Origin of the sequence: Nostoc sp. (assembly GCF_036917775.1) — a bacterium.
Classification (GTDB): domain Bacteria; phylum Cyanobacteriota; class Cyanobacteriia; order Cyanobacteriales; family Nostocaceae; genus Nostoc.
Genome location: NZ_JBALEQ010000155.1, coordinates 15,580 through 38,941 on the forward strand (window position 1 = coordinate 15,580; position 23,362 = coordinate 38,941).

Annotated in this window: 25 protein-coding genes and 1 tRNA gene; 19 read left to right on the forward strand and 7 right to left on the reverse strand. The window is 41.2% G+C overall.

The window, feature by feature from the left end; genetic code table 11:
• Positions 1-14 precede the first annotated feature (14 nt).
• From V7K69_RS31240 to alr, 5 genes are all read right to left on the reverse strand, one after another.
• A complete protein-coding gene (locus V7K69_RS31240) occupies positions 15-512 on the reverse strand; it encodes a chemotaxis protein CheW (protein ID WP_335041883.1) in 498 nt (165 codons plus the stop codon).
• A gap of 4 nt (positions 513-516) precedes the next feature.
• Positions 517-894 carry a response regulator transcription factor gene (locus V7K69_RS31245; RefSeq protein WP_012411883.1) on the reverse strand — a complete coding sequence of 126 codons (378 nt, stop codon included), beginning with the start codon at positions 892-894 and terminating at the stop codon, positions 517-519.
• Between the two features lie 68 nt (positions 895-962).
• A complete protein-coding gene (locus V7K69_RS31250) occupies positions 963-2,030 on the reverse strand; it encodes a response regulator (RefSeq protein ID WP_335041886.1) in 1,068 nt (355 codons plus the stop codon).
• A 958-nt stretch (positions 2,031-2,988) separates the two neighbouring features.
• Positions 2,989-3,070: transfer RNA gene (locus V7K69_RS31255), tRNA-Leu, on the reverse strand.
• Between the two features lie 101 nt (positions 3,071-3,171).
• Positions 3,172-4,359, reverse strand: a complete 1,188-nt coding sequence (alr, locus tag V7K69_RS31260; RefSeq protein WP_335041888.1) for an alanine racemase — start codon at positions 4,357-4,359, stop codon at positions 3,172-3,174.
• Between the two features lie 393 nt (positions 4,360-4,752).
• Between alr and V7K69_RS31265 the strand changes: the two genes are divergently transcribed.
• From V7K69_RS31265 to V7K69_RS31335, 15 genes are all read left to right on the forward strand, one after another.
• Positions 4,753-5,250, forward strand: coding sequence for an HNH endonuclease (locus V7K69_RS31265; RefSeq protein ID WP_069070622.1), 498 nt, complete (start codon positions 4,753-4,755; stop codon positions 5,248-5,250).
• Between the two features lie 662 nt (positions 5,251-5,912).
• The gene (locus V7K69_RS31270; RefSeq protein ID WP_114083488.1) at positions 5,913-7,199 is read left to right on the forward strand and encodes a DHH family phosphoesterase; all 1,287 of its coding nucleotides are present in this window, start codon (positions 5,913-5,915) and stop codon (positions 7,197-7,199) included.
• Positions 7,200-7,411: 212 nt separating this feature from the next.
• The gene (locus V7K69_RS31275) at positions 7,412-7,558 is read left to right on the forward strand and encodes a DUF29 family protein (protein ID WP_335041891.1); all 147 of its coding nucleotides are present in this window, start codon (positions 7,412-7,414) and stop codon (positions 7,556-7,558) included.
• Positions 7,559-7,588: 30 nt separating this feature from the next.
• Positions 7,589-7,792: a hypothetical protein gene (locus V7K69_RS31280; RefSeq protein ID WP_335041893.1), complete on the forward strand. Its 204-nt coding sequence runs from the start codon at positions 7,589-7,591 to the stop codon at positions 7,790-7,792.
• The gene (locus V7K69_RS31285) at positions 7,789-8,049 is read left to right on the forward strand and encodes a ParE family toxin-like protein (RefSeq protein WP_335041895.1); all 261 of its coding nucleotides are present in this window, start codon (positions 7,789-7,791) and stop codon (positions 8,047-8,049) included. The genes V7K69_RS31280 and V7K69_RS31285 overlap by 4 nt, the downstream gene beginning before the upstream one ends.
• Positions 8,050-8,100: 51 nt before the next feature.
• Positions 8,101-8,595 (forward strand): phosphohistidine phosphatase SixA, encoded by a 495-nt coding sequence (sixA, locus tag V7K69_RS31290; RefSeq protein WP_335041897.1) that lies wholly within the window; start codon positions 8,101-8,103, stop codon positions 8,593-8,595.
• Between the two features lie 108 nt (positions 8,596-8,703).
• Positions 8,704-9,840 (forward strand): citrate synthase, encoded by a 1,137-nt coding sequence (locus V7K69_RS31295; RefSeq protein ID WP_335041899.1) that lies wholly within the window; start codon positions 8,704-8,706, stop codon positions 9,838-9,840.
• 339 nt (positions 9,841-10,179) lie between these two features.
• Positions 10,180-11,298, forward strand: coding sequence for an NADH-quinone oxidoreductase subunit NuoH (gene nuoH, locus V7K69_RS31300; protein WP_114083481.1), 1,119 nt, complete (start codon positions 10,180-10,182; stop codon positions 11,296-11,298).
• Positions 11,299-11,404: 106 nt separating this feature from the next.
• On the forward strand, positions 11,405-11,989 hold the full coding sequence (gene ndhI, locus V7K69_RS31305) for an NAD(P)H-quinone oxidoreductase subunit I (RefSeq protein ID WP_094349399.1): 585 nt from the start codon (positions 11,405-11,407) through the stop codon (positions 11,987-11,989).
• A 132-nt stretch (positions 11,990-12,121) separates the two neighbouring features.
• Positions 12,122-12,736: an NADH-quinone oxidoreductase subunit J gene (locus V7K69_RS31310; RefSeq protein WP_185584962.1), complete on the forward strand. Its 615-nt coding sequence runs from the start codon at positions 12,122-12,124 to the stop codon at positions 12,734-12,736.
• Between the two features lie 59 nt (positions 12,737-12,795).
• Positions 12,796-13,101 (forward strand): NADH-quinone oxidoreductase subunit NuoK, encoded by a 306-nt coding sequence (nuoK, locus tag V7K69_RS31315; RefSeq protein ID WP_006199065.1) that lies wholly within the window; start codon positions 12,796-12,798, stop codon positions 13,099-13,101.
• Between the two features lie 6 nt (positions 13,102-13,107).
• The gene (locus V7K69_RS31320; RefSeq protein WP_335041904.1) at positions 13,108-14,028 is read left to right on the forward strand and encodes an NAD(+) kinase; all 921 of its coding nucleotides are present in this window, start codon (positions 13,108-13,110) and stop codon (positions 14,026-14,028) included.
• Positions 14,029-14,429: 401 nt separating this feature from the next.
• Positions 14,430-15,224, forward strand: coding sequence for a GNAT family N-acetyltransferase (locus tag V7K69_RS31325; RefSeq protein ID WP_335041906.1), 795 nt, complete (start codon positions 14,430-14,432; stop codon positions 15,222-15,224).
• Positions 15,225-15,387: 163 nt separating this feature from the next.
• Positions 15,388-17,067, forward strand: a complete 1,680-nt coding sequence (locus tag V7K69_RS31330; RefSeq protein ID WP_335041908.1) for a glycosyltransferase family 39 protein — start codon at positions 15,388-15,390, stop codon at positions 17,065-17,067.
• 196 nt (positions 17,068-17,263) lie between these two features.
• Positions 17,264-17,983: a DUF4079 domain-containing protein gene (locus tag V7K69_RS31335; RefSeq protein ID WP_335041910.1), complete on the forward strand. Its 720-nt coding sequence runs from the start codon at positions 17,264-17,266 to the stop codon at positions 17,981-17,983.
• A gap of 304 nt (positions 17,984-18,287) precedes the next feature.
• Here the strand turns inward: V7K69_RS31335 and V7K69_RS31340 are convergent, their stop codons facing one another.
• Entirely contained in the window at positions 18,288-18,707 is a 420-nt protein-coding gene (locus V7K69_RS31340) for a hypothetical protein (RefSeq protein ID WP_335041912.1), read from the reverse strand.
• Positions 18,708-18,752: 45 nt separating this feature from the next.
• Positions 18,753-19,328 carry a bifunctional adenosylcobinamide kinase/adenosylcobinamide-phosphate guanylyltransferase gene (gene cobU, locus V7K69_RS31345; RefSeq protein WP_335041914.1) on the reverse strand — a complete coding sequence of 192 codons (576 nt, stop codon included), beginning with the start codon at positions 19,326-19,328 and terminating at the stop codon, positions 18,753-18,755.
• A gap of 375 nt (positions 19,329-19,703) precedes the next feature.
• On the opposite strand from cobU, the gene V7K69_RS31350 reads away from it, so the two are divergent.
• The 4 genes from V7K69_RS31350 (at position 19,704) to hpsU (ending at position 23,162) form a co-directional block, all read left to right on the forward strand.
• Positions 19,704-20,516 (forward strand): hypothetical protein, encoded by an 813-nt coding sequence (locus V7K69_RS31350; RefSeq protein WP_335041916.1) that lies wholly within the window; start codon positions 19,704-19,706, stop codon positions 20,514-20,516.
• Positions 20,517-20,650: 134 nt separating this feature from the next.
• Positions 20,651-21,583: a glycosyltransferase family 2 protein gene (locus tag V7K69_RS31355; RefSeq protein ID WP_194143120.1), complete on the forward strand. Its 933-nt coding sequence runs from the start codon at positions 20,651-20,653 to the stop codon at positions 21,581-21,583.
• 23 nt (positions 21,584-21,606) lie between these two features.
• Complete coding sequence (locus tag V7K69_RS31360; RefSeq protein WP_335041919.1) at positions 21,607-22,563, forward strand: glycosyltransferase family 2 protein; 957 nt, start codon at positions 21,607-21,609, stop codon at positions 22,561-22,563.
• A 17-nt stretch (positions 22,564-22,580) separates the two neighbouring features.
• Positions 22,581-23,162, forward strand: coding sequence for a hormogonium polysaccharide biosynthesis acetyltransferase HpsU (gene hpsU / locus V7K69_RS31365; RefSeq protein WP_335041921.1), 582 nt, complete (start codon positions 22,581-22,583; stop codon positions 23,160-23,162).
• The last annotated feature ends 200 nt before the right edge of the window (positions 23,163-23,362 follow it).

A 23,362-nucleotide genomic window follows, 5' to 3' on the forward strand; every position in this document is an offset into this window, starting at 1 on the left:
TTTAGTAGTACATTTTAATCACTGCGGAGAATAGAAGACTGCCCAATTGCCTGTGCATCTAATACCAGCAAGATTTCTTCTTGTTGGACAACGCAACCACATAAATAAGGAACTAAACTGGATGCAACTTGTCCTATAGGAGAATGAATCTCATCAGCAATGAACTTAGTTGTACCTTTGATTTCTTGCACAACTAAACCTAGCACTAATGATTCAACTTGGATAACGATCGTACTGTATTGCCGCAGTCGATAATCTAAAGATTCTAAATTGAGCATTCTTGGCAAATCAACTACCCAAATTATCCGACTCCGCCAATTCATTAATCCTAATATGCAGGTGGGCATATTAGGCATTGAGGTTACAGATTCAATCGGCACAAGAATTGCTTCTTGCGTATGCTTCATTGATAAAACAGCAGCAGTCTGTTGATTTAGCTGAAACTTTAGATAACTGTCTGCTAAATTATTTTGAGTTGGTTTTAAAGGAAGTGTAATATTTGTAGTAGTCATTGATTCAAATTACCACCGATTTAATAGTACGTAGGAGATGTTCACGGGTGTAAGGTTTAGTTATGTAGGCATCTGCACCTTGTCTCATCGCCCATAAACGGTCAATTTCTTGATTTTTAGAACTACAAATCACAATCGGCACTTTTGCAGTAATCGGATTTCTTCTCAGAGAACGACACAATTCAAATCCACTCATTTCCGGCATTACTACATCAGTAACAATCGCATCTGGTTTTTCTAACACAGCTTTTTCTAAACCCTCTTTTGCACCACTTGCTTTAATTACGTTGTAACCACTCTCTTTGAGATAATGGCTCATTAGTTCCAATTCGCTGGGAGAATCTTCTACAATCAGAATTGTGCCAAGTAAAGTCAGACTCACTATATAAATCTCCTAAAAAATAACTTAAGGCGATTAAATTTGCTTATAGTTATTGGTTGTTACTAAAATTAACCAAGATGTTTAAAAACCATTTTGAGCAATTCTGATTGTGTAAAAGGCTTAGTCAAATATCCTGACGACCTAACCATTTTTGCTTTTGCCCTGTCAATAAATCCTGTTCTACCAGTCACCATAATAATAGGTGTGTTTTTAAAAGCTGAATGTTTTCGTAATAATGAACATAACTCATAACCATCTAAGCTTGGCATCTCAACATCTAGTAAAATTAGATCGGGCTTACTCCGCAATATTTGCATTAAAGCCTTCACCGGATCGTTGATCATCACAACAGAAAATGTATTTTCATCCAAAAAGTGTTTAATAGAATTTAAAACTGTTTGGCTATCATCAATGCAAGCAATTGTATATAGTTTTTTGGCAGCAGGTAGTTGATTAGTTTTATTATTTTCAGGAATATCAAAGGTGATTGGTATCGGCAATTTTTGCCCAAGTTTTATTTGTAGTTGTGGCTGAATTTGAGACGGTTGTATTTTAGATAAAACTTGGGAACCTGTACCAGATGGAATTGATGACTGGATATTTTGCCGATTTCTTAACTGTCTTTGACAGTGTTCAACAAGTAACCGCAAATCCAGGCGACAGAACTTTGGTAGTTCATCCAAAGAGCTTTCCGGGCTGAATTCATAGCCACCTTCTTTTAAACACAGAAATGATTCCAGTACTTCTTTTGCCAATTCGTCTATCAGGGTTGCTGCTTGCACAGCAGTAATATAATCCTGATTGACTAACCAACAAATAGCTTGGTAATCCGCATTGGGTATTGATTGATGTTCATTCTTTGTCTCAAACATCAACCGCATTTGCACGCGAGTGGCGCTGTTGAGAGCAGGAATCTGCTGGCTTAAGCGTCGCAAGTGACTGTCAAGCCGCTCAAACAGTTTATCTGAATAGGAGGCATAAGTAAGTTTACCGTCCTCTAGATAAATTGACCAAGAAACTATTCCAGTAAATATGCTTAAGCACCCTGTAGCACGGCGGCTGGTTAATTGTGCCAACAGAGATAGTGGATGTAGTTTCTGGAACAACCTGTAGCTACCTATAGGAGTTGTGCTCATTTTGCTTTTACTTCAGCTAAATTCGATACGTGTAAGCTAAATTCGTATAGAGTTATTCCACAATTGAATCAGGTAAAAAGCATCAAACTTTTGTATTTTAAAGTACATCAGTTTACATCTAGGTTTGTGGTAAAACTCAACGAAAGTAGCGTTATTTTCAGATGAGTAAATCTTAGTAAATTCATAAATCGTTATTAATTTACTTACTGTTACTGAGATTGATAAACATCTTGCGAGAATAAGACATAAAAATGTCAAGACTAGATGAAGCCACTTTCCATTGAGTAACCCCCATCTGACCACAGGAATAATACTGATTTTGTAGATAGTGATATATTTTAATTTATGTATTTACACTGAAATAAGCTCTATTTTTGAATGAGCTAAACGCTAGATGAAGCCACTTTGTATCGAGTTACTTCAACTTGACCACAGTAATAATACTGCTTTATTGATAATAATAAATTGATTTTTTTATATGTTTTAGTTTCATGAACAGAGAGGATAGTATGTCTTATTTCACTGTTCATACCTCGGTGGATGCTGCGGCAGTCTTATCAGTATAATTTCTCAAAAATTTCCAGAAAAAGTATTAGCAGCAGGATTAGTAGTTTTCCATTCTATAACTACCTGATGGTGAGAACTTTCGATGATATTACCTACGCCATCAATATTTTTTTTCAGAGGAAAATCAGGAATAGGATCTGTAATTTGTGCTGAGGGAATATTAGATAAATACTAAGTTGAAAACCAGAACTAGTGGTCTGTCCCATTAATTTTGCGGGCTGCTAGATCCCCGACTTCTTTAATAAGTCGGGGATCTGAACACCTTAACCTTTCAGAAATAATGACATGAACCACTAGTTTGTCTGAATGACAATGATCTGTCACCGACAAAAAATTAGTCACTGCACAGTATAACTACCAGCCTAGATAAAGTAATTCAATTTATTAAAAATGCGGATAAAAGGACTTGAACCTTCACTCCTTTCGGAACTAGAACCTAAATCTAGCGCGTCTGCCAATTTCGCCATATCCGCATCAGTTTACTATCGTACCATAAGAAATTATTTTTGTGAATAGGGAATTAGGGGGACAAGGGAAAATTATTGAACAAGTCTCTTCCATGCCCCATACCCAATTACATAACCGCAACACGAGGCAGACGATGCTTAAAGCCACAAAGAATTTCCCATGAAATAGTATTTAGTTGTTCTGCCCAATCGTCTGCGGAAATTCGTTCTTTTCCCTGTTCCCCTAGCAAAGTGACTACCTCTCCTTCTTGAATATTGGGTATGGCACTTACATCCAACATCAACTGATCCATTGTAATTGTGCCGATTTGCGACACTCTCTGACCGCGAATTAACACCTGCATTTTGTTAGAAAGACTGCGAGGAACGCCGTCAGCATAACCAATTCCGACCACAGCGAGGCGAAGTTCACGTGGGGCAATAAATTTATGCCCGTAACTAACAGCAGTTCCTGCGGCAATTGTTTTAACTTGGGTGACTCGTGCTTTAAGTTGCAAAACTGGCTTGAGGTTGATCGCATTTTGTAAATGCGGTGCTGGGTAGAGTCCGTAAACAGCTAAACCTACTCGCACAATATCGTAGTGCAATGCCGGATCTGTGAGTGCAGCTGCTGAGTTTGCCAAGTGCAAGCAAGGCACTTCAATTCCCATTGCTTTGATTTGAGCGATCGCTTCTTCAAATCGTCTATGCTGTTCTTCCATTGCCGTTGTATCAGGATCGTCTGCTGTTGCCAAATGAGAATAAATACTGGCAATCGATAAATGTGGTAAGCGCTGCACTAATTGCACAAATTCACCAGCTTGCTGCCAATTAGTTCCCAACCTAGACATTCCTGTGTCTAATTTGATGTGTACGGGCACTGGCGAACCATGATTCATGGATTCTAAAGTGTCGGAAAATACCAAAGCTTGTTTAGGACTACAGAGTGTGGGCTGAAGTTTCCAATCTGCGATCGCATGAATCTGCTCTGGTGTATGAGTTGCTCCTAAAATCAAAATGGGCGCTTCAATTCCGCCTTCTCGCAATTGAATAGCTTCTGGAACTGTAGCGACTCCCAGCCAACTAGCTCCCGATTGAATTACAGTTTGGGCAACTGTCACCGCACCATGTCCATAGGCATCAGCTTTTACTACTGCCATCAACTGGGTACGCGGCGATAAAAACTGCACCAATTGCTGTACGTTGTACGACAACGCCCCCAAATCAATTTCTACCCAAGCTCGTTGCGAAAACCACGCGTAGGTGTCGCACTGCTGATTAGGAACTACACCAGGGATTTGTTTGCGACTTAACATTTATACTGACTCCTATCCCACCACGGCTAAACTTTCAAGTTACCCATCTATACACGCTCACTAAAGCGAGATCAGATTAAATAGGAAGTTTAACCTTCATATTGCAATTGATACAAGATATTGCGGTAGTAAACTAAAAGTTAAGATTTATGAGTATGGAATTAGAGGTAAATCTTATGGCTCGGCTTTTTGCTGTGTTATTTGGATTAACCTACGTAAAATTATTGGTGTAATGTTAGAAGTTTTACTTACAAACTCCTAACTCTTCACTCATAACTCCTAAGTCATAAATTAATTGCCGAATTCTGCCGAAAGTATAATTTATTCTCATCTCCCTAGCAGGGTGTATTTGTGTTAACATTTATGTAAAGCTAATACCCTGAGCGCAGATAAATGGGGAAGGTTTTAGTCTTAAACGCATCTTACGAACCTCTCAATATAACGAGTTGGCGGCGTGCTGTGGTTCTGTTAATCAAGGGCAAAGCAGAACGCGTAGAACACAACGGTAAATTTTTGTACTCGGATTTCCCGTTGCCGACCGTAATCCGGTTACGTCATTACGTGCGTGTTCCTTATAAAGAAATTCCTCTAACTCGCCGAAATATATTGCACCGTGATGGTCATGCCTGTCAATACTGTGGTTACACAGGAGATGAGTTGACTCTAGACCATGTAATACCGCGATCGCGCGGCGGGGGCGATACCTGGGAGAACATTGTGACAGCTTGTGTCCGTTGCAATGTCAAAAAAGGCAGTCGGACTCCCCATGAAGCTCACATGCCTTTACGCCATCCTCCACGCCAACCTTATAGCAGCCTCTATTTTGAGGTCAGCAAACATCTTAAGAGTGGACTGCATACAGAGTGGCAAAAGTATGTTATAGGTCTTTGAGCAAAGATATAGAGGAGCAAAGAAGAAAGAAGAAATACCTTCTTGCTTTGGGATACACTCAACAACTTTAGTTGTGGGGTGTTGAGACATTGGTGGCTAGATATGATCTGCAACGAAGCGATCGCGTCTTGTAGACAGGCACAATCTATCAACACTCAAGCCTCTACACTTGTATATGGGGTTTCCCTTTTGCTCACCATCCTGTGTGAATCCTAAATCCTAAGACTTTTCCAAGGAGCTACCAACAGGCGTTGTTGACCAAAAATAATTGTTAATTGCTCAATAGTCATAATAATGAGATTATTGAGCATAAGAATATTTGAATATCAAAGACTAACCCTAAAGTATAAGATAGAAAGTATACCCTAAGTTAGATAAAGATCCTGCTGGTTCAATTTACGGAAGATGAAAAAAGCTCCTCAAACAAATTTATGCTCCCAAATACAGCCAAATATACTAAACTTTCTTGTCTCTAGCACTCATACATCCTTTAGTAGAATTTAGTTGATGTCAAACGCTGTTACTGATAAAAAATATACTTAGATGTATAGTGCAATGTCTTTATATTTTTGCGAAGATCAAAATAATGTGGCTAAATTCAGTGAATTGCTGATCTTAGTGTTTCTGAATTAAAGGAGCCTCACACTTTAAAAAAGTTCCCTATGTACTTGAATTCTCCCGTTACTCAGTTTGAGAGTTTGTCATTGACCACAGCAGAGCCAAACCCAGAGGAACCTGAAATCGAGAAAGCGCCAGTGGAAGTTGCATTTAAAAGTCCATCATTACCGCCATCGGTAGGTGACGGAGCTATATTTCTTAGTCACCGTGGTAATTCTCTGGCACAACAAAAGTCCGAAGAACTGCAAAAAACTCTTTTGGCACATCGACACGATCGCCAACTGGTAATTTTGCAAGATTTTCCTGACCCTGATGCCCTTTCTTGTGCATGGGCTTATCAGTTAATCGCCCAGCAATATGATATCAAATGCGAAATCATTTATGCTGGCGCATTGAGCCATCAAGAAAATATTGCCTTGGTAAGGCTGACTAACTTACCTATCCAACGTTGGACACCGCAAACCTTGAAAACTAAAGATTTGTCATCTTATCAAGGTTTTGTATTAATTGATAACCAGGGAACTACTTCACAGCTACTATCAGCAGTACAGCAGGCTAAGATTCCCTTAGTGGTTCTTGTTGACCATCATAGTATCCAAGGCGATCTGCAATCAGAGTTTGAGGATATCCGCCCTTACGTAAGGGCAACAGCAACAATTTTTACACAATATCTCCAAACGGGATTACTAGCATTAGATAGCAGCATAAATCAACACGTTAAATGTGCAACTGCCTTGATGCACGGCTTGCGATCGGATACAAATCGGTTAATGCAAGCGCAAGAAGAAGACTTTATGGCAGCTGCGTATTTAAGCCGATTTTATGATGCCCAATTGCTAAACGCCATTTTACAGGCAAACCGTTCCAAGCGGGTAATGGATGTGATCGAGCGATCGCTAAAAAATCGCATCGTCCAAAATAACTTTTCCATTGCTGGTGTTGGTTATTTACGCTACGATGACCGCGATGCCATCCCCCAAGCAGCTGATTTTCTCGTTACCGAAGAAAACGTTCACACTGCCGTAGTTTATGGTATTGTTCACGATGAAGACGATGAACTGGAAATAGTCATCGGTTCCCTGAGAACTAGCAAACTTACCCTTGACCCTGATGAATTCATCAAAGAAGCCTTCGGACAAGATAGCGCCGGGCGCTTTTTCGGCGGTGGAAGGACAAGTGCAGGTGGCTTTGAAATTCCGATGGGCTTCTTATCTGGTAGTAACGAAAATTCCGCTTATGCGAAAATGAAATGGGAAGTATTCGACGCTCAAATTAAGCAAAAACTGCTGAGGTTAGTTAATCCCAGAGATAATCCAATTCAGTCGGAGTAGAGGGAACTCAAGGAGACGCGGAGAACTCCTAACTAATGCAGCAGTCAAAGTGTTTGTTCATATAGTATCCCTTCCCGATTTTTGATAAAAGTCGGGAATTTGGGTTTTATGACAAAAACTGAACTAAATCAAAGTTAACTTGCGCCTACCTATTTATTTGTGAAGAAGGAGCGCCATGAAGTCTATAAAACTCCAAATCTTACAAACTCTGTATGAGCAAGATTTTTATCATTAGCCGTGAGCGACTGAATATAGACGAATTACTGCAAGAAAGTCCTAGCTTGCAGCGTTTTTTAAATGATGCCGAGTGGATAAATACTACCTATCAAAGAGCGCGGCGAGAAGCAATGTATATTTAAGTTAAAAACTGACAAGCTTAATTTACCTAGATGAAGAGTACCCTAAAGGAATTAGAACTCGCTGTTAGTCAACTTTCACCAGAGGATCTCGCCGCATTTCGTACCTGGTTTGCAGAATTCGATGCAGCAGCCTGGGATAAACAGATTGAAAAAGATGTCGCTGCTGGTCGGTTAGATGTATTGGCAGAAAAAGCACTCAAACATCTCCGAGAAGGGCGTTGTACCGATCTGTGAAACATCGAGCAACCCCAGATTTTTGGTATTACTATCGCCAGTTACCAATTGATATCCAAGAGCTTGCTAATCGATGTTACGAGTTTCTTCGGGAAGATCCCAAATATCCATCATTGCATTTCAAAAAAGTCGGTCAGTTTTGGTCAGTGCGTATTGGTATATATTATCGGGCGCTTGCTGTAAAAGAAGATGAAAATTTTGTATGGTTTTGGATTGGATCGCATCCAGAGTATGACAGATTGCTAAGTGGTGGATAGCGTTCTAACATTGCATAAGAGCAGCCTAACCGATCACTAATAATACAAAGTATGGAACTATACTTAATTCGTCATGGCATCGCCGAAGATAAGGGATTAGGCATCAAAGATGAGGAACGCAGCCTTACTAAAGAAGGAAGGCAAAAAACTGAGAAAGTTGCCCAAAAACTTGTTAAATTAGGTTTAAACTTTGATTTAATTCTCACCAGTCCCTTAGTACGGGCCCGCCAAACGGCTGAAATCCTCATAGCAGAAAAACTAAGCTCCCAATTAGAGGAATCTAGCCACCTCGCTCACGATGGTCAAATTTCTAGTTGGCTAAAAGACTGGTTAAAACCAAGAAATTATTCCCAAAATACCCAACTGGCGCTGGTTGGACACGAACCTGATTTGACCAATTGGGCAGAAATTCTCCTGTGGGGAGAAGTCAAAGAAAGCTTAGTCTTGAAAAAAGCAGGTATGATTGGGATAAAACTACCAGAAACAGGTTCTCCTCTGGGTCGGAGTCAGATGTTTTGGTTGACACCACCCAAGTACCTGCTATAACAGTTTTCCAACATTTTCGATTGTTGTTAGAACGGCTACTGTTATGGCGACAATAAATTTCTGGTAAGTTAGCTTGATCAGATATTTCAAAAAGCAAATGGTGGTGCCATGATGGTGTGCGAATACAAGCCTGGTTTAGAAGGCATTCCCGCCGCTCAATCAAGTATCAGCTATGTTGATGGGCAAAAAGGAATACTAGAATATCGTGGCATCCGGATTGAAGAACTAGCAGAAAAAAGTACATTCCTAGAAACTGCTTATCTCTTAATCTGGGGTGAACTGCCAAGCAAAGAAGAGCTGGAAACATTTGAGTACGAAGTTCGTTACCACAGGCGGATAAAATACCGCATTCGGGACATGATGAAATGCTTTCCAGAAAGCGGTCATCCAATGGATGCCTTGCAAGCCTCCGCTGCTGCTTTAGGCTTGTTTTATTCGCTCCGCGATTTACATAATCCTGTCTACATTCGAGAATCTGTGGTGCGGTTGATAGCAACCATTCCTACAATGGTGGCGGCGTTCCAACTGATGCGAAAAGGCAATGATCCGGTACGTCCCCGTGATGACTTAGACTACTCCGCCAACTTTCTATACATGCTTGATGAGAAAGAACCCGATCCTTTGATGGCGCGAGTTTTTGATATCTGCTTGATACTTCAAGTCGAGCATACAATGAATGCTTCTACTTTCAGTGCCAGGGTGACAGCTTCCACCTTGACTGATCCTTACGCTGTTGTTGCTAGTGCCGTGGGAACCTTGGGTGGGCCTTTGCATGGTGGAGCCAATGAAGAAGTAATTCAGATGTTGGAAAAAATTGGCTCTGTGGAAAATGTCCGTCCCTACATAGAGCATTGTCTAGAAACTAAATCTAAGATTATGGGCTTTGGACATCGTGTCTATAAAGTAAAAGACCCACGAGCCATAATTTTACAAGGACTCGCAGAGCAACTGTTTGAGAAGTTTGGGCATGACAAGTTCTATGACATTGCCCTAGAAATGGAACGAGTCGTAGAGGAAAAACTCGGTAGCAAAGGGATTTATCCCAATATTGACTTTTACTCAGGTTTGGTGTACAGGAAAATGGGAATTCCCACAGACTTGTTTACACCAATATTTGCGATCGCTCGCGTTGCCGGTTGGCTAGCCCACTGGAAAGAACAACTAGCAGAAAATCGGATTTTCCGTCCTACCCAGGTTTACAACGGTTTGCACGAAGTTACTTATACTCCCATTGACCAACGGTAATTGGGCATTGGGCATTGGGAATTGGGAATTGGGCATTGAGAATTGGGAATTGGTTATTAATTCTTCTCCCTCATCTCCCCCTGCTCCCTGCCCCCTGCCCCCTGCTCCCTGCCCCATTCCCATCCCCTCAATAGCCAATCCCAATGCCAACCATAAGTAGAAGTTCTCATATCGCTTCAGAGGGCTAAAACCATCCAAGGATATACTAGGCATGGGAATTAGCGACAAATCTTCAATCAAGCATCATCTGGGCAAAAATTAAAAATGAGTGAATTTACAGGTATTAATTTAACTAATAGTTGTAACTCACCATGACTCGATGTCTTAAAGAGCGGAAACATGAACTCAGGAATTGACCTCCAAGGAACTTTTATTGAATCCCTCCGGGATTTAGGTATACCAGCAGGAACAGCCAAAGCAATTTGGATGCCCCTGCCAATGATACTGATGCTGATTGGGGCAACAGTGGGGGTATTAGTTGCTACTTGGCTAGAACGGAAAATTTCCGCCTCCGCACAGCAGCGAATTGGGCCAGAATACCAGGGGCCTTTTGGTTTGCTGGTACCTGTAGCTGATGGTTTGAAGCTGGTATTTAAAGAAGATATAGTACCAGCCAAGTCTGACCCCTGGCTGTTTACTCTCGGCCCCATTATTGTTGTAATTCCGGTTTTTCTGTCGTTCCTGATCGTTCCCTTTGGGCAGAATATCGTTATTAGCAATGTGGGCATGGGCGTATTCTTGTGGATTGCCTTGTCAAGCATTCAACCCATTGGCTTGCTGATGGCTGGCTACGCATCTAATAACAAATACTCCCTCTTAGGGGGCTTGCGGGCAGCAGCGCAATCTATTAGTTATGAAATTCCTTTGGCGCTGGCAGTGTTAGCGATCGCTATGATGTCTAACAGCCTCAGCACCGTTGATATTGTCAATCAACAATCTGGCTACGGCATTCTGGGTTGGAACATTTGGCGACAACCAATCGGTTTTCTGATCTTTTGGATAGCCGCTCTAGCTGAATGCGAACGATTACCCTTTGACTTACCTGAAGCGGAAGAAGAAATCGTCGCAGGTTATCAGACTGAATACTCAGGCATGAAATTCGGTCTGTTCTACCTGGGTTCCTACGTTAACTTGATCCTTTCATCCTTACTAGTAGCAATTCTCTACCTGGGCGGTTGGGACTTTCCTATTCCCCTCAACCTCATCGCTGGTTGGCTAGGAGTCAGTGAATTAAATCCTGTGTTCCAGATAGTAACTGCTTCTTTGGGAATCACGATGACCGTCTTCAAAGCCTATTTACTAGTGTTTGTCGCCATCCTATTGCGCTGGACAGTGCCACGGGTACGGATTGACCAACTGTTAGATTTAGGATGGAAGTTTTTGTTGCCAGTTGGTTTGGTTAATCTTCTATTAACCGCCGCTCTGAAACTAGCCTTTCCCTTCGCTTTTGGTGGTTAGTCATTAGTCATTAGTTGTTAGTCATTTGTACAAATGACTAATGACCAAGGACAAAGGACAAGGGACAAATAACGCTGATAGCTTAAAAAGAGAGAGTGAACCAAAAATGCTCAAGTTCCTAAAACAAGTTGGTGATTACGCCAAAGAAACGGTACAAGCTGCACGTTACATTGGTCAGGGGCTTTCTGTCACATTCGACCACATGCGGCGGCGACCAATTACCGTACAGTACCCTTACGAGAAACTGATTCCTGGCGAACGGTTTCGCGGTAGGATTCACTTTGAATTTGATAAGTGCATCGCCTGCGAAGTTTGCGTTCGCGTTTGTCCAATTAACCTACCTGTAGTCGATTGGGAATACGACAAAGCCAGCAAAAAGAAAAAACTCAACCACTACAGCATCGACTTTGGAGTTTGTATCTTTTGCGGTAACTGTGTGGAATTTTGCCCCACTAACTGTCTATCCATGACAGAAGAGTATGAGCTTGCCACTTACGATCGCCATGAATTGAATTATGACAATGTAGCGTTAGGTCGTCTGCCCTATAAAGTAACAGATGACCCAATGGTTACACCACTACGCGAGCTAGTTTACCTACCCAAAGGTGTCCTCGAACCCCACGGACTGCCCGCAGATGCGCCACGTGCAGGTGCGCGTCCAGAAGACCTGGTAGAACAAACAGAAAAATAAATGTCATTTGTCCATTGTCATTTGTCCTTTGTTATTTGACTAATGACCAATGACCAATGACCAATGACCAATGACCAATGACCAATGACCAATGACCAATGACCAATGACCAATGACTAAGGACAAAAAACAGTGAATCTAGCAGAAGGAGTACAGTTAGTATCACTTGGCATACTGGGCGTGATGATGATTGGGGCAGCCATTGGTGTGGTGCTGTTCTCTAGCATTGTCTATTCTGCCTTTATGCTGGGGGGTGTATTCATCAGTATGGCGGGAATCTATCTCTTGCTAAATGGTGATTTTGTTGCATCGGCACAAATACTAATTTATGTTGGGGCGGTTAACGTGCTGATTTTGTTTGCCATTATGTTGGTGAACAAGCGTCAAGATTTTGTCGCATTTCCCAACTCTTGGGTGCGTAAATTACTTACTGGTCTAGTCAGCGTAGGATTGTTTGGTCTTTTAAGTACAATGGTGCTGGCTACTCCTTGGGCTTACTCAACTACTCCTGTAGTAGGTGGTGAAAGCTCAATAGTTGTAATTGGAGAGCATTTTTTCACTGACTTTTTACTACCTTTTGAATTGGCTTCCATTTTGCTGCTGATAGCGATGGTAGGAGCAATTATTTTGGCCCGTCGTGAGTATTTGCCAGACCAATTGACACGATCCAATGTGGGGCAAACTGTTTTGACTTTACAAGAACGCCCCAGAGAATTGGTATCAACAACCAGCGAAACAAAAGAGTAATATTTGCGACTTCATTCGCAGATAAACAGCCAGCTTTTTCAGGAGGGATACTCAGATTCATGCAACTCCAGTACTTTTTATTACTAGCAGCAGCTTTATTCTGCATCGGCATCTACGGTTTAATTACTAGCCGCAACGCTGTGCGGGTGCTGATGTCAATTGAATTACTGCTCAATGCTGTTAATCTGAATTTAATGGCATTTTCCAACTTCCTCGACTCAACATTAATTAAAGGTCAGGTTTTCACAGTATTTGTGATTACCGTGGCCGCGGCCGAGGCGGCGGTGGGTTTAGCGATCGTGCTTGCCATTTATCGCAACCGCGATACCGTCGATATGGAGCAGTTTAATCTCCTGAAGTGGTAACTGTGCGTGCAACTCAAGCAGGTAATCATTGCTTATAAAGCGCGGGATGCCCGGAGTAAACAATGGGCAGAAATCTGTGCTAAACAACTAGAAAGCCGCGAGTGCCAGGTGTTGATGGGGCCGAGTGGGCCAAAAGACAACCCTTATCCAGTCTTTTTGGCTTCGGCGGCTCAACCAATCGATCTCGCCTTGGTACTCGGTGGCGATGGTACTGTTTTAACCAGTGCCAGACATTTAGCCCCAGCTGGCATCCCTATTCTGGGAGTGAATGTGGGAGGTCATCTGGGGTTTTTAACTGAGTCGGTGGAAGAATTTCAGGATACAGAGAAAGTTTGGGATCGGCTGTTTGAGGATCGCTATGCTATCCAACGACGGATGATGTTACAAGCTGCGGTATATGAGGGTCACGGGTCTAATTTAGAGCCAGTGAGTGAGCGTTACCTGGCTTTGAATGAATTTTGTGTCAAACCCGCCTCTGCTGACCGAATGATAACCTCAATTCTGGAAATGGAAATCGATGGTGAGGTAGTCGATCAGTATGTTGGGGATGGGTTGATTATTTCCACTCCCACAGGTTCTACTGGTTACACCGTTTCTGCTAATGGGCCGATTATGCACGATGGTATGGAGGCGCTTACCATCACTCCCATTTGTGCAATGAGCCTTTCTAGCCGCCCACTCGTTTTACCCCCTGGCTCTGTAGTGAGTATTTGGCCTTTGGGGGATTACGATTTGAGTACCAAACTGTGGACAGATGGGGTGTTAGGGACTTCTATTTGGCCTGGACACCGCGTTGATGTGCGGATGGCAGAGTGTCGGGCTAAATTTATTATTTTGCGCGAGAACAATTCCTACTATCAAACGCTACGGGAGAAGTTGCTGTGGGCAGGTACAAGGGTTCACTACAGCAATAATCACCGTAATTAATTAAGTATTTTAGAGTGTATCTACCGCAGATTGCGATCGCAGACCCACCCGCTTTATAGCGATCGCAACCAAAACCATCCAAGCCCCTAGATGAATCTAGGGGCTTTCCCCATTCTGCTGAGACTTATGGCAAAAGCCTATCTCCTTGTCCTTTTATTTGACTTGTATTTATAGCCTATATCAAAGGAAAATTTTGTATCTTATTGCCAGATTTTTTAGTAATTAATGTCCATAATAAAAGCACTATACCTCTAATCTAAAAGAGTAAGAAAGCTCTCTAGAGGTTATTTTATCGGAAAACTGTCTCAATCACGCTTCGACACATTAATACATAATGTGAGCTATTTGTATAGTGCCTAAATCATAGTAGGATATTTTCGCAAATCTAGGTAGGAAGATAGATGGAAGTTTCTGGATGCAACATCAATTACTCACTGAATCCTCCTCCTTCTTTTGAAGATTTTCCCATACTTCAAACGGAAAAATATACCCTACGACTGGCTTCAACCGAAGAAGAATTAGAATCAATCTTTCGGTTACGCTTTGAAGTTTTTAATCTAGAACTAGGCTTGGGATTTTCTGCTTCTAACTTTACTCAGATGGATATAGATAAGTTTGATGCAGTTTGCCATCATTTAATCATGATTTCCAAACAAACGGGTAAAACCATTGGAACTTATCGGATGCAAACCTATACAATGGCTTCTCAAAGACTAGGCTTTGATGCTGCCGATATATTTAATCTTAATGGAATTCCTAATTCTGTGCTTCAGGCATCAGTTGAAGTTGGGCGTGCATGTATAGCTAAAGAATATCGCAACAGTCAGGCACTTTTACTATTATGGAAAGGGCTAGCAAATTATCTGATCTGGAGTAAAAATCAATACTTCTTTGGTTGTGCATCATTACTAACGCAATCTCCTTCGCAAGCTATTTGCACTTATAATTATTTTCAGAAGAATGGCTTGATGCATCCAAGTATTTTGGTTTATCCAAATTCACAATCTTGTGTAGAACTGCCTCAAAATTGTCCAGACTCGTATAATGTGGAAATTCCTAAAATTTTGCAGGCATACTTGAATATTGGAGCTAAAATATGCAGTATTCCCGCTATCGACCGACACTTTAAAACTATTGATTTTTTAACCATATCTAATACCAAAGACTTTGCTAGATGGCGTTATCAAATATTGTAAAAATTATCTTTAGTCCTAACGTCCCTTGGGATATGTAATGAACAGACTTAGATATAACTCGTAATTACGAATTACGAATTATGATGATGGGCGTAGCTGCGGCACTTCATCCAGTAGTGCGCCTGACTGGATTATTTTAGAAAAAATATTGGGAAAACTACTTATGCGCCACCTCAAACTTGCTCCGAGTTGGTTGCGATTTTTAATTATTTTCTTATTGACAATGGGTATATTGTTTCGCTTTTTTAACCTTGATACCAAGGTTTACTCCCACGATGAAACCTATACCTCATTGCGAATTTCTGGTTATACAAGAACTGAAGCACAAAATAAACTATTTAATGGTAGTGTCATTGGCAAAGAAAGTTTTGCTCAGTTTCAAGGGGTAAATCCAAAAAGCTTAAATGACACAATCATGACTTTGGCTAAAGAAGATTCTTTGCATCCACCGCTTTATTACATAATAGCCAGATTGTGGTTGGAAGTTTTTGGTAATTCGGTGACGGCGATCAGAAGTTTATCTGCTTTGATCAGTTTGCTGGTTTTCCCTGGTGTTTATTGGCTATGTCGAGAATTATTTAATGCGCCGCTATTGGTTCCTGGTGTAGCGATGCCTGCGGCGGGCGTAGCCATCGCACTTATGGCAATTTCTCCGATTCAACTAGTATACGCCCAAGAAGCACAAGAATATATTCTCTGGTTAGTCACCATATTACTATCTAGCGCTTCTTTGCTGCGAGCAATGCGCCTGGAATCACAAGATCAAGATCAGCTAGCAAAACAACGACAACAGCCAGAAACATTTACTATCTGGAGTATTTATGCAGTAACTTTGGCAATCAGTCTTTATACATTTCTTTGGAGTGCATTTGTTGCAGTTGCTCACGCAATTTATGTTATTACTACTGCCAGATTCCAGTTCTCTTCAACTGTCAGAACTTATCTTATAGCATCATTGATAGGTTTTTTAGCCTTCATGCCTTGGCTTGTAGTTGTAATAGGTGATTTTTTCCAATTTTTGATTTCAGCAGATAAGGCAACACCACAATCATCTTTGATGCCTAAATTTGAATTTATATTGATGCAATTAAGCCGAATATTTTTTGATATAGACCTGACTTCAGATAATCAATTTAACTATTTAATTACATTAATTTGTTTCATATTGGTAGGATATTCAATTTATTTCCTTTGCCAAACAACTAACTATAAAATTTGGTTGTTTATCATTATATTAATTGTCGTACCAACATTGCCTCTAATATTGTCAGATTTAATGATTGAGGGTATACAATCATCTGAACCATATTTCATACCATCTTATTTAGGGATTCAAATAGCTGTTGCTTACTTGCTAGGTACACAAATATATAATGAGAGGGTGTCACGCCAGAATATTTGGTATGCGATCGTCGGATTGATAATTATTTGTGGGTTAATTTCTTGTAAGGTTAATTTTCAAGCAGAAACTTGGTGGAATAAGGGTATAAGCTATGGCAATCCCCAAGTTGCCCAAATGATCAATCTGACCACTCGCCCACTTTTGATTAGTGATGCTTTGGGTAATAATTATGGAAATGTCTTTTCTCTGAGCTATCTTTTGGAGCCAAAGGTACAATTTCTGTTGGTTCAAAATCAAAAAATTCCTAAAATCCCTGATAGGTTTGCTGATGTTTTTTTATTCAATCCTTCAGACAGTTGGCGCGAAACGATAGAAAAAAAATATAATTTGAAAACAGACATTGTTTATAGTGACAAATATTATTCGGTTTGGAAATTAGCTAAACCTCGCAGTGTACGCCAACGTGATATTCTCCGCAAGACGAAATTATTCGCTAGTTGACTATCAGGTTATGAGACAAATTTACTTCTTAAAGACTTATTGTTCAATAGGCATTTACATTTTTACTTGCTTAAAATTAGCTAAAATAATAAAAATAAATATTCAACAGATTCTTATCTTAAATTAATTTAAGTGGTACTACGATGCTTTAAATTGTCGTTTAAGGTTAATTTGATGATTAATTTAAAGGTGTTGTATGGAAATAGCAGATTTTCTTGGTCTTTTACATCCAGCGATCGCAATCATATTCGTGTTTCCACTGATTGGGACAGTGATTAATTTTGCTTGGCAAACACGCCAACGCAGATTGCAAATTTTAGCCGGGAGTAAGAGCAAAATTCCTCCAGTAGTGGGTGTAGAACATAAGCAATTAGGTGAAAGACTAACAAGTGCGGTTGTCGGATTAACTTTAATCGGATTAAGCTATCCTATTGGTAAAAATATTATTAAAAATCAATTATGGAATAAAACACCTTTTCAAGTTGTTTTTATCCTATTAATCTTAGCTGCTACTATCGCTTCTTTAGTATTTCTTTATCGGGCAAAGCAGCGAGTGTGGCGGGCAGTTTTTGCTACTTTAGCTGGTGCAGGTTTAGTCATATTAGGCTGTCAAGATGGAGTATTTCGCCGTACCAATGAGTGGTATTGGTCACATTATTATATTGGTATTACCGCAGCACTGCTAATGATTTTTTCATTAGCTATTGTTCAAGATATTTATCAAGATAAATCCAATCGCTGGCGGATCGTTCATACGATTTTAAACTGCATTGCTTTGTTACTATTTATTGGACAAGGGATGACAGGAACGCGAGATTTATTAGAAATTCCTTTAAGTTGGCAAGAACCCTATATTTATCAGTGTGATTTTGCTAATAAAACTTGTCCAACGCCAAATTCTCTACCACCAAAGTGAACCAAGGGATTTCCAATAAATCCATTATCTAATTTCTCTATATCTTAAGATTCAGCAGTCTAAAATTTAGTGGCGGGTTTGAATCCCCCACTCATTAAGCATCTCTTTCTTCTCTTTGCGTCCTTTGCGTCTTTGCGGTAGCCTGCGGCAAGCCGCTCCGCGTCTACGTTAAAAAATTTGACTTTGGCAAAGAGTTTTAGCCTTAACTGAACTCTATAGAGACATTAGGAATTGGGCATAAAAAAGAGACAAGGAAGATGCAGAAGACTTGTCCCCCTCGTCCCCCTGCCCCCTTGCTTCTTTTTTAAGCAATATTATCTACAAGCCGATCGCGAATTGTTTTAAGTTGGTCTTGAGTCTTAATTGGCTCTCGTGGTGCTGGCAGTTCTGTATTAGGCCAGTTAGGTAAACTATTACAGGGACATAACAATGCCGGCATCCCGACGTTTCGCGCGGCTACTGGCATACTGCAACGACCACAAGGAACCATATCCCATGCTGGTGTTAATAGTTCAGCAATGGTTTCTTGCGTACCCTCTAGGTGACAATCACCTGATTCCGGGGAGAGAATTTTTTGCCAGCACTCTTCAAATTCTTCACTATAGCGATCGCCATTTAGCACCGATTTGGGCAAAATGCTTGCCTTCCCGTTGCCCGTAATCACTTTCTTACCCAACTGAAACCAGTAGGCAAGGTATCCTCTAACTTCTTGTTTGGTTGCCATAAGACAATTTTAGATTTTAGATTTTGGATTAATTTGAATCAATAGTTAAGAATCTTGACTTCTGAATACTCCAGCATCCTCTCTGGTTGGCAATGGCGAACCGAGGACACTGAGATTGAGAACATGACCACTAGTTACTAAATAAACAGTTTCACTAAGGGCAGCTAGTTGGCGTACCAAAGAACCCAAGCGATCGCGGAACATCCTCCCAAGGGGATAAGCTGGTACTATACCCCAACCTACCTCTTCTGCTACAAACAGCACATCAGTAGCAACCAGATCCACCGTTTCTAATAACTCCGCAACGATATTTTCCCAGCTAGACTCGTCCTCTTCTAAGAGATTAGCAACCCAAGTTCCTAAAGAATCCACTAAAAGGCAGTTATAGGGTTTAGCATCGGCGAGGGTAGCAGACAGTTCTATCGGTACGGATAGAGTTACCCAGTCTTGGGGACGGCGTTGTTGGTGTTCTAAAATGCGTTGATGCCATTCCTGGTCATCTGTGTTATCGGTCGCTGTTGCTACGTAAACAACTGCTTTCCCTGACTCCATAGCCAGAGTTTCCGCCCATTCACTTTTACCAGATCGTGCTGGCCCTGTTACTAAGATGATTTTACCCAAAGTTGTTTTCTGAGTATTTTAACAATAAGTAGCTAGTTGCAATTTATCACCACAGTTTTTACTTTATCAGCGAGATTTTTGGTTTGAAATAACTTTTAAGGGATAAAATTAGCACCAACATCATTGATGTCACAACTGGCAAAAGCCGAAAATCCCAACAACCCCATTCTTAATGATTCAACAAGAGGCAATGGGCAGGGAGAAAAGGAGCAAGAGGAAATGATCCCTGCTCCCTGCTGTGGAGCTTCCCCCACAACAACCAAGTGTGGTTCTAGTTCTATTGGGTCAAATTCCCATCTGAATTATCTCCCCTGCTCCCTGCCCCCTGCCTCTTCTTCAACACCATTGGGGACAGCAAAATTTTAGGATGTCTTTATGAACGCAGGCTTAAAACGCATAGAAGCAACTCTACACGATTTAGGGAATCGCGGCACTGCCTCTGCCGCCGAAGCAGTTGATTCGTCCACAACAAAACGGCCTTTTTCTTTTAGAATCAGTGTCGGAGCCAACGAATCCACAGAAAGTACCCAAACTCCATCATCTCAGGAAGAACAAACAGTTGAATTGGGCGTAGATACTGAGACTGATTATCCTGCTGAACAGAATTTCTTTCCTCACCATGACTCTGTGCAGACCTTTCAAACACAAGAGAATGGGGGCAAAACACCCAGCTTACCTAAGTTGAAAACTCCGAGTTTTAGTAACCATCGCCACGGAGCAAATCCAGCATTGGCGATGAATCTATTACAAGAAATTCAGGAAACTGTTGCTGGTTGGCAAATAGAACTGCAAAATATTTTGAACCAAATTCAGGATATTTACTTAGAAGGGCCAATTGTCAATGGCTGGTTAGAATCCAATCCCAGCGAACCAGAACCGGGAGGAACTGCAACACTGCGCCATGCAGAAGTTGACCGCCTGATGAACTATGTAGAAGAAATTTGCGCCACTGGTGGGAAAGTATCTTATAAATCATCGATTACTGGCTACCGCCTCTGTGGTGTAGACGATGCTGGTAAAGTCTGGTCACGCCCATGTCCAGCAGATCAGGTTGCTAATGTTAGTATGGCGATCGCACGTTACCAAAAGTTACGTCAACTGTTGGGGCGCAAGCAATCTTTAGAAACCCGCCTGAGTCAACTGGCCCAAACACTTGTAGTTTTACACAGTCATATTCAACAAACGTGAAGTTTTAAAGATTATTTCCGAAGAAACTCGGTTGGTGGGTCGGTAATTTTTGGTTTAGATTAACTCTCAGCAGGTATGTGTTGGATTTAAGATTTTTATCTAAAATCCCAAATCTCAAATCCAAAATAAAATCTATGCCAGACACCCAAATCTCTGCCATTATCTGTACCCACAATCGAGATACCTATTTAGGGGCTGCAATTGATAGTCTTTTAGCACAGGATTTTGCTGCTGACTTTGAAATTGTGGTAGTTGATAATGGATCTAGCGATCGCACCCGTGAGGTTGTAGAACAAAGGGCCCACAATCCGCGCCTAAAGTATGTATTTGAACCCACTATCGGTTTATCTGTCGCCCGCAACACAGGCGCAAAAGTAGCTAGTGGCGACATTCTGGCTTATCTGGATGACGATGCTGTTGCTAGCCCTGGGTGGCTACAAGTTTTATATTTTGCCTATTACAATAATTCTAAACTAGCGATCGCAGGTGGCAAAGTCACTCTCTTATGGCCCCCAGGAATCGAACAACCACGATGGCTATCTCCAGGACTAGCTGCAAATCTGGGTGCATACGACTTGGGTGACAGTAACATCTACATCGAGCAACCTGGCTTAACACCCAGAGGCTTAAATTACTCCATCCGCCGCAGTTTCCTAGAAGAAATTGGCGGTTTTGATCCTCATCTCGGTCGAGTGGGGAAAAATTTATTATCAAATGAAGAACTGCAAATGACCGAATTTGCCCTACAGCGTGGTTGGCAAGTTGCTTATCTTCCTGAAGCACTGGTTGCTCACAATGTTGCCCCAGAACGCCTACAACGCACTTGGTTTTTAAATCGAGGCTGGTGGCAGGGTATCAGTGAATGCTATCGAGAACAACTCGCTGGCAAAGCTGGAATCGCTCAATTGCAGCGAGGTAGCGAACGGTTTGTACGTGGCTTGTATAAAGCATTGCAATATTTTTCTGATCCAGCAGAACGGTTTGACAAACTTGTATATGCTTACGGTCAGATTGGTTATTTAAATGCTGCTATTCAAGGTCTTTTATTCACATCAAATAAGAAATAACCAATAACATAATTTATACTGATATGTCATCTAAAATACCAGTTTCTGTATTAATTCCGGCAAAAAACGAACAAGCAAACTTGCCAGCCTGCCTTGCTAGCCTCAGCAGAGCAGATGAAATATTTGTAGTAGATTCTCAAAGTACAGATAACAGCATTGAAATTGCGAAAAGCCACGGTGTCAATGTTGTGCAATTCGACTTTAATGGACGTTGGCCCAAAAAGAAAAATTGGTCTTTAGATAATTTACCTTTCCGTAACGAATGGGTGCTAATTGTAGATTGCGATGAGCGCATCACTCCCGAACTTTGGGAAGAAATTGACCAAGCAATTCAAAATCAGGAATATACAGGTTATTACCTCAACCGCCGCGTCTTTTTCTTAGGAAAATGGATTCGTTATGGTGGAAAATATCCCGATTGGAATCTTCGTTTATTTCAGCATAAAAAAGGCCGCTACGAAAACCTGCATACAGAAGATATTCCAAATACTGGTGACAACGAAGTTCACGAACATGTGATTTTACAGGGCAAAGTTGGGTATCTCAAAAATGATATGCTCCACGAGGACTTCCGCGACCTTTATCACTGGCTAGAACGGCACAATCGTTATTCCAACTGGGAAGCCAGTGTTTATTTTAATATTCTCACAGGTAAAGATGATAGCGGCACCATCGGCGCGAATCTATTTGGTGATGCAGTGCAACGTAAGCGCTTTTTGAAAAAAGTGTGGGTACACTTGCCATTTAAGCCCATTTTACGGTTTGTTTTATTTTATATAATTCAACGCGGTTTTTTGGATGGCAAAGCTGGATATATTTATGCACGCTTGCTGAGTCAATATGAATATCAAATTGGCGTTAAACTTTACGAATTACGTAATTGTGGTGGTCATTTAAATACTGCAACCACTCCAAAAGAAGAAGCAGGGGAGCAGGGGAGCAGAGGAACAGAAGTCAAGCTATTGACCATTGACTCATAACTAATGACAAATGACCAATGACAAATGACCAACCTTTTGTAGATTTACGCAAATATGACCAATCTTGGTTTGATCGGGGACGGCCAAATTGGTATGTATTGTTGTGGTGGCTTGTACAAGCGATCGCATTTCCCCTTACTCCTCAACCGTTAAATATTCTACGTTGTGCTTTGCTACGACTATTTGGCGCTCGTATCGGCAAAGGTGTATTAATTCGACCCACCGCCCGCTTCACCTATCCTTGGAAAGTTACCATTGGCAACTATAGTTGGATTGGAGATAACGTAGTTTTATACAGCCTCGATCAGATCCACATCGGTGAACACTGCGTAGTTTCCCAAAAAAGTTACCTGTGTACTGGTAGTCACGATATCCAAGATCCTGCCTTTGGGTTAAAAACAGCGAGTATCACTATTAACAATGGTGCATGGGTAGCAGCAGATTGTTTTGTTGGGCCAGGAGTGCAAATCGGCGCTAATGCTGTGATTGGCGCTCGTAGTAGTGTTTTGACGAATATGCCTTCTGGACAGGTTTGTTGGGGAAGCCCCTGTCGTCCTAAGACGAGTCGCATAAAACTTGATACCCCTACAACCCCGTGATTTTATAGTTGACATCCTCACTCCCGTGAACGCACGGTGATTCTGGAGTAATGAGTAACAAGTAATGAGTAAATACCCATTTTTCATCCACTCATTACTCCTTACCGCTCTTTTATTACTCTCGTGAGAGTATAATTAATTACTAAGAGTTTAACTTAGCAAGGGTATTTAATTGGGTTCAAGAACGGCTACCTCCACAA